This window comes from Citrobacter braakii, assembly GCF_002075345.1.
Classification (GTDB): Bacteria; Pseudomonadota; Gammaproteobacteria; order Enterobacterales; family Enterobacteriaceae; genus Citrobacter; species Citrobacter braakii.
Genome location: NZ_NAEW01000062.1, coordinates 1 through 1,954 on the forward strand (window position 1 = coordinate 1; position 1,954 = coordinate 1,954).

Genomic DNA, 1,954 nt, shown 5'->3' on the forward strand with positions numbered 1-1,954 from the left:
TGTCAACGACGGGTAAAAAGTGATCCACTTACATCTCCACCGACGGTCTAATATTGATCCACCGTTTTACTCAGGATTAGCTTCCGCTATAACCCCAGCCTTTCGTTTCTGTTTCAGTCGATAGCTCTCTCCTTTTATTTGAACAACGTGTGAGTGGTGTAAGATCCGGTCCAGCATCGCGGATGTTAGCGCCGCATCACCGGCGAACGTCTGATCCCACTGCCCGAACGGCAGGTTGGAGGTCAGGATCATCGCGCTCTTTTCATAACGTTTGGCGATGACCTGGAAGAACAGCTTTGCCTCTTCCTGACTGAACGGTAGATAGCCTATTTCATCGATGATGAGCAGCTTCGGCGCCATTACGCCACGGTGAAGTGTTGTTTTATAGCGCCCCTGGCGTTGCGCGGTGGACAACTGAAGTAACAGATCCGCCGCCGTTGTGAAGCGCACCTTGATACCCGCACGTACCGCTTCATAGCCCATTGCTATTGCCAGATGCGTTTTTCCCACCCCGGATGGCCCCAGCAACACGATGTTCTCGTTGCGCTCTATGAAGCTCAGTGAACGCAGCGACTGGATTTGCTTCTGCGGGGCTCCTGTGGCGAAGGTGAAGTCATACTCCTCGAACGTTTTCACCGCCGGGAAAGCCGCCATCCGGGTATACATCGCCTGTTTACGCTGATGGCGGGCCAGTTTCTCCTCATGAAGCAGATGCTCCAGGAAGTCCATATAGCTCCATTCCTGATCCACAGCCTGTTGCGACAGCGCCGGCGCTGCGCTGATAAGACTGTCCAGTTGCAGTTGTTCGGCGAGAACCATTAACCGTTGATGTTGAAGTTCAACCATTATGCGGCTCCTCTGCAGAACGTGTCATAGATGGACAGCGGATGATGCAGTGGCTGCCTGTCGAAGGTCACCAGGCTTTCGTCTACCTGTACGTGATATTGTTTTTTCTCTGGCGGCAGAGTCAGCATGGACTGCTGTTCTTCGATCCAACGATCGCAGGGACGGGTCTGGATAGTTTCATGCTTCCGCTGGTTAGCGATATCGTGCAGCCAGCGCAGGCCGTAGCGGTTGGCTGTTTCAACATCGACGGTTATCCCCAACGGACGCAGGCGAGTCATTAGTGGGATGTAGAAGCTGTTGCGGGTGTACTGCACCATCCGCTCCACTTTGCCTTTAGTCTGTGCCCTGAAGGGGCGACACAGCCGCGGAGAGAAGCCCATCTCTTTGCCGAACTGCCAGAGGGATGGATGGAACCGGTGCTGACCGGTCTGGTAAGCATCACGCTGCAGCACTACTGTTTTCATATTGTCGTACAGGACTTCACGCGGTACGCCACCGAAGAAGCTGAACGCATTACGGTGACAGGCTTCCAGCGTGTCATAGCGCATGTTATCAGTGAACTCGATGTACAGCATTCGACTGTATCCCAGAACGGCAACGAACACATGAAGCGGTGATTTACCGTTACGCATAGTGCCCCAGTCAACCTGCATCTGCCGTCCAGGCTCAGTTTCAAAGCGAACAACAGGCTCCTGCTCCTGAGGGGTGGCGAGTGAACGTATGAACTCTCTCAGGATGGTCATGCCACCACGATAGCCCTGCTCCATGATCTCGCGGGCGATAACCGTCGCCGGGATTTTATAAGGGTGAGCATCAGCGATTCGCTGGCGAACATAGTCCCGGTATTCATCCAGAAGTGAAGCGACGGCAGGACGTGGCGTGTATTTCGGCGGCTCAGACTGCGCCCGCAAATAACGCTTTACGGTGTTACGGGAGATACCCAGTTCCCTGGCGATCGCCCGACTGCTCATACCCTGCTTGTGCAGGATTTTAATTTCCATAACTGTCTCAAAAGTGACCATAAGCTCTCCCGAATCAGGAGAGCAGATTAACCCCTGGATCTGATTTCAGGCGTCGGATATGGATCACTTTCGCACCGTTAGTGACA

2 protein-coding genes are annotated in these 1,954 nt (G+C 53.7%); both read right to left on the reverse strand.

Translation table 11 applies throughout. From position 1 onward, the window contains the following. Window positions 1–66 precede the first annotated feature (66 nt). Window positions 67–846, reverse strand: coding sequence for an IS21-like element ISSen3 family helper ATPase IstB (gene istB / locus BZK42_RS27735; RefSeq protein ID WP_023228660.1), 780 nt, complete (start codon window positions 844–846; stop codon window positions 67–69). Then, on the reverse strand, window positions 846–1,868 hold the full coding sequence (gene istA, locus BZK42_RS27740; protein ID WP_080861560.1) for an IS21-like element ISSen8 family transposase: 1,023 nt from the start codon (window positions 1,866–1,868) through the stop codon (window positions 846–848). The genes istB and istA overlap by 1 nt, the downstream gene beginning before the upstream one ends. Window positions 1,869–1,954: the final 86 nt, after the last annotated feature.